Genomic DNA, 5903 nt, shown 5'->3' with positions numbered 1-5903 from the left:
CCAGCGCCGCGTCCTCCGACACATTCACCGCCACCATCGCCCCACCCTCAGGCAACGCCTCCATCAACGACGCCCGCGCCGCCACCAACCGCACCGCATCCGACAACGAGAAAACCCCCGCCACATGAGCCGCGACAATCTCACCAATCGAATGCCCCGCCACCACCTGCGGACGCACCCCGAACGACTCCAACAACCGCCACAACGCCACCTCCACCGCAAACAACGCCGGCTGCGCCCACCCCGTCCGCTCCAACCCCACCCCCGACCCAATCACCTCACGCAAACCACCACCAAACAGCCCACACACCTCATCCAACGCCCCCGCGAACACCGGAAACACCTGTGCCAGGCCAGCACCCATCCCCACCCGCTGCGCACCCTGACCCGTGAACACCACACCCAACCGCGCATCCGAACCCGCCTCACCCGACACCACAAAGGGCGACTCACGGCCCTCCGCCAACGCCGCCAAACCGGCGCTCAGCCCCGACGGCAACACCACCGACCGGCACTCCCACAACCCACGGTTCAACAACCCCGCCGCCACCGCATCCCCACCATCGACCAACGGCAACAACCGACCCGCCAGATCCGCCACCGCACCACGACTACGACCCGACAACACCCACGGCACGGTGGCGATCCGGTCAACCGGAGCCGGCGCCGCGTCACGAGCCGGCTCGGACTCCGACGGCTGCTCCAGCACCACGTGAGCGTTCGTGCCGGAGATGCCGAAGGACGACACACCCGCCCGGCGCGGACGGTCGCTGGCCCACTCCCGCTCCTCGGTCAGCAGCTGGACCTGACCCGCCGACCAGTCCACCTGCGACGACGGCGCGTCCACGTGCAGCGTGCGAGGCAGCACTCCGGCCCGCATCGCCATCACCATCTTGATGATGCCGGCCACCCCCGCCGCGGCCTGCGTGTGACCGATGTTGGACTTGATGGAACCCAACCACAACGGCCGACCCTCCGGCCGATCCTGCCCATACGTCGCCAGCAACGCCTGCGCCTCGATCGGGTCACCGAGCTTCGTACCGGTCCCGTGCGCCTCGACCACATCCACCTCGGCCGGCGTCAGGCCCGCGTTGGCCAACGCCGCCCGGATCACCCGCTGCTGCGACGGACCATTCGGCGCCGTCAAACCATTCGACGCACCGTCCTGGTTCACCGCAGAACCACGCACCACCGCCAACACCCGATGCCCCAACCGCCGCGCGTCCGACAACCGCTCCAGCAGCAGCATGCCGACACCCTCACCCCAGCCCGTACCATCGGCCGCCTCGGCGAACGACTTGCACCGGCCATCCGCCGCCAGGCCCCGCTGCCGGGAGAACTCCACGAACAACTCCGGCGTGGCCATCACCGCGACGCCACCGGCCAGCGCGAGATCGCACTCCCCGGCCCGCAGCGCCTGAGCGGCCAGGTGCATCGCGACCAGCGACGACGAGCACGCTGTGTCGACGGTGACCGCCGGGCCCTCCAGGCCCAGGGTGTACGCCGTGCGGCCGGACAGCACACTGCCGGCGTTGCCGGTCAACAGGTGCCCCTCGACCTCCCGGCCGGCGGCGGGGTCATTGCCGTAGCGGGAACTGGCGGCACCGATGAAGACTCCGGCGTTGCTGCCGCGCAGCGACTTCGGGTCGATACCCGCCCGCTCGAGGGTCTCCCACGACGTCTCTAGCAGCAACCGCTGCTGCGGATCCATCGCCAACGCCTCACGCGGCGAGATACCGAAGAACTCCGCGTCGAACGCGCCGGCGTCATGCCGGAAGGCCCCGGCGCGGGTGTAGCACGTGCCGGCGTGCTCGGGGTCGGGGTCGTACAGGTCGACCAGCGGCCAGCCACGGTTGTCGGGGAACGCACCGATGGCCTCGCGGCCGTCGGAGACCAGCCGCCACAGGTCGGCCGGCGAGTCGATGTCCCCGGCGTACCGGCAGGCCATCGCGACGATGGCGATCGGCTCGCGCAGGTCGGCCGGTGCGGCCGGGGCGGCCACCGGCGCCGCCTCCGGTGCGGATTCGCCGCCCAGGTCGGCGTGCAGCCGTTCGGCGAGCGCGGTGACGGTGGGGTAGTCGAAGGCGAGCGTCGCGGGCAGCCGGAGCCCCGTTTCGGTCGCCAGCCGGTTGCGCAGCTCGACCGAGGTGAGCGAGTCGAAACCGGCGTCCTTGAACGCGCGGTTCGGGTCGACGGTGCTCGCGTCGCTGTGGCCGAGAACGAGAGCGACCTGCTCGCGTACGAGGTCGAGGAGTTCCCGCCGGGCGGCGTCGGGGGTCATCCCGGCGAGCCGGCCGGCCAGGCCGGTCTGTGCGGTGCCGGTACGGGTACGCGCCGGACGGCGGGTGTGGCCACGCACCAGGCCCTGCCACAGTGGCTCGAGGGTGCCGTCCTCGGCCCGGGCGCGCAGTGTCGCCGCTTCGGTGCGTACCGGCACCAGGCACGCCTCGCCGGTGAGCCGGGCCGCGTCCAGCAGCGACAGGGCCTCGTCGGTGTCGAGCACCGCGATGCCCGAGCGGGTGATCCGGGAGCGCCCGGTGTCGTCGAGGCCGCCGGTGATGCCGCTGTCCTCGGCCCACTGCCCCCAGGCGAGGGAGAGCGCCGGGAGTCCGCGGGCCTGGCGGTGGGCCGCGAGCGCGTCCAGCACCAGGTTGGCCGCGGCGTAGTTGGCCTGACCGGCGGCGCCGACCACGCCGGCGAGGGAGGAGAAGAGCACGAATTCGGCGAGGTCGAGGCCAGCGGTCGCGGCGTGCAGGTGCAGGGCGCTGTCCGCCTTCGCGCGGAGCACGTCGTCGAGGCGCTGGGGGGTCAACGATTCGATCAGGCCGTCGTCGACGATCCCGGCGGTGTGTACGACCGCGGTGAGCGGGTGCGCGGCGGGAATCCCGTCCAGTACGGCGGCGAGCGCGTCCCGGTCGGCGACGTCGCAGCGCACGACGCGGGCCTCGGCGCCGAGTTCGCGCAGCGCGGCCACCAGGTCGGCGGCGCCCGGCGCGTCCGTGCCGCGGCGGCTCGCCAGCAACAGGTGCCGGACCCCGCGGTGGGTGGCGAGGTGCCGGGCGACCAGGCCGCCGAGGGTGCCGGTGCCGCCAGTGACCAGAACCGTGCCGTCCGGGTTCAGCGGCGCGGGGAGGACCAGCACGTTCTTGCCGATGTGCCGACCCGAAGCCATCCGGCGCAGTGCGTCGACGGTGTGGCGCGCGTCCCAGGCCCGCAGCGGCGGCGGGGTGAGCGCCCCACCGGCGAAGAGGTCGGCCAGTTCCCGCAGGATCTGCCCGATCCGGTCGGCGCTGGGCCCACCCAGATCGAAGGTGGCGTACCGCGCGCCCTCGTGGTCGGCGGCGACCTGCTCGGCTGAGCGGACGTCGGTCTTGCCCAGCTCCACGAAGTGACCGCCCGCGGTGAGTAGGCCGAGGGAGGCGTCGATGGCGCCACCGGTCAGCGAGTTCAGCACCACGTCGGCGCTCGGGAACCGTTGCGCGAAGTCGAGATCCCGGGACGAGGCGATGTCGTCCGCCGCCACGCCGAGCGCCCGCACGACCGCCTGCTTCGCCGGGGACGCCGTGGCCAGCACCCGGGCGCCGGTGTGCCGGGCGAGTTGGACGGCGGCCATGCCCACTCCGCCCGCGGCGGCGTGTACGAGGACGGTCTGCCCCGCCGCGAGCCGCCCGATGTCGAACAGCCCGTAGTACGCCGTCACGAACGCGACCGGCACGGCGGCGGCCTCGGCGAAGCTCCAGCCGTCCGGGATGCGGATCGCCCGCCGCTCGTCGGCGACCGCGGTGTCCGCCCACGCCCGGTCGAACAGCCCGGTCACCCGGTCGCCCACGGCCAGGTCGTGGACCTCGGCGCCGGTCTCGATCACGACACCGGCGGCCTCCGACCCGCACTCTCCGTTGCCGGGGTACATGCCGAGAGACAGCAGCACGTCGCGGAAGTTCACGCCGGCGGCGCGGACCGCGATGCGGACCTCGCGGGCGCCGAGCGCGGCCTGGGGTGCCGGTTCGATGATGCCCAGGCCGTCGACCGAGCCGGGCCGGATGACGTCGAGGCGCCAGGGCCCGTCCGGCAGGGTCAGCGGCGCGGCCGCGCGGGCCAGCCGCGGCGCGTGCGGGGTGCCGCCCCGGATGGCCAGCTGCGGCGCCACGTCCGCCGGCAGGTCGGCCAGTACCCGGGCGGAGTCCGCGTCACCGTCCAGGTCGACCAGGACGAACCGGTCGGGGTGCTCGCTCTGTGCCGAGCGGATCAGGCCCCACACCGCGGCGCCGGCCAGATCGGTGACGTCCTCGTCGCCGGCCGGGATCGCGTTGCGGGTGACCACGACGACCCGCCCGGCGCCGGACAGCCGGTGCTGCACCAGGTCGAGCGCCCAGGCGGACGCGCGGCGGACCGCCTCGGGGTCGCTGCCCGGCTGGTTGCTCGCGAACAGCAGGTCCGCGTCGGCCGTGGGCGTTTCCACGGTTCGCGCGCCCGGCAGGGTGTCGCGCAGCGCCAGCGGGTCGGGGGCGAGCACGGCAAGCCGTCGCCCGGATGCCGGCGCGAAGCCGGGGATCTCCGGCCAGTCCAGGCGCAGCAGCGACTCGGACGGCGCGGTAGCGGTGACCGGGCGGGTGAGTAGCGAGGCGATCGAAATCACCGGGTTGCCGGCCTCGTCGAAGAGGGTCACGGACACGGCTCCGCCGTCGTCCGGCGCCAGTCGGGCTCGCAGCACCGGGCCGGCGGTCCGGTGCAGGGCCGCGCCCGACCAGGCGAACGGCATCCGTGGGGTGGTGCCGTCGGTGACCAGGCCGAGCGGGTGCAGCGCGGCATCCAGCAGGGCCGGGTGCACGCCGAAACCGGATTCCGGGCGGCCGGCCTCGTCGGGCAGGCGGACCTGCGCGTACAGCTCGGTGCCCAGCCGGTACACCTCGCCCAGACCGCGGAACGCCGGACCGTACCGGAATCCCATGGCGCGCAGCCGGTCGTACAGCTCGTCGGTGTCGACCGGCTCGGCACCGGCCGGCGGCCAGTTCAGCGGCGCCGGGTCGGCGGGCTGCGCGTCGGTGAGGAAGCCGCCGGCGTGCCGGGTCCACTCCGCCGTGTCATCCGCCCGGCTGTAGACGCCGACCGCGCGGCGCCCGGTGCCGTCGTCGCCGGCGACGGTGACCTGCACCTGCCGGTGGCCGTGGGCGGACAGGGTCAGCGGGCTCTCCAGGGTCAGGTCCTCGACCTGTGCCGCACCCACCCGGTCGGCGGCGTGGAAGGCCAGCTCCAGGAGGGCGGTGCCGGGCACGATGATCCGGTCGCCGAGCGCGTGTCCGGCCAGCCACGGGTGGGCGGCCAGGGAGAGCCGGCCAGCCAGCACGAGGCCGTTGCCGTCGGCCAGTTCGACGGAGGCGCCGAGCAGCGGGTGGTCGGCGGAGCCGAGGCCGGCGCGGGCGACGTCACGCGTCTGGGTGTGATCAGGCCAGTAGTGCTGGTGCTGGAACGGGTACGTCGGCAGCTCCAACTCCGGTGCCGCCGAGTTCGGCCACTGCACCGGCGTACCCGTCACATACAACCGGGCCAACGCCGACAACCACGACTCCACCTCATCCCGGTCCCGGCGCTGCGCCGCAACCGCCGTCACCCCAGAACCCAGAACCTCCTTCGCCGCCGCCGTCAACGGACCATCCGGACCCAACTCCAACAACGCCGAAACCCCAGACCCCTCCAACGAGGCCACCGCATCACCAAACCGCACCGTCTGACGAACCTGCCCCACCCAATACGACGGATCCGACCACAACCCCGGACCCACCGGCTCACCCGTCACCGTCGACACCGCCGACAACACCGGCTCACCGAACTCCAACGACTCCACCACCGCCGCGAACTCCGCCAACATCGGCTCCATCAACACCGAATGAAACGCATGCGACACC

At 73.3% G+C, this 5903-nt stretch carries 1 protein-coding gene; it reads right to left on the bottom strand.

Annotation, left to right across the window (positions count from 1 at the left end):
- Nucleotides 1-5866: SDR family NAD(P)-dependent oxidoreductase (locus ABEA87_RS41985; protein WP_345639386.1), on the bottom strand; the 5866-nt coding region annotated here is incomplete at its 3' end.
- Nucleotides 5867-5903 lie beyond the last annotated feature (37 nt).

It is taken from the genome of Rugosimonospora acidiphila, from assembly GCF_039543385.1.
Classification (GTDB): Bacteria; Actinomycetota; Actinomycetes; order Mycobacteriales; family Micromonosporaceae; genus Rugosimonospora; species Rugosimonospora acidiphila.
Note: the sequence above shows the minus strand (reverse complement) of the source record. Positions and strands in the feature narration are given on the sequence as shown.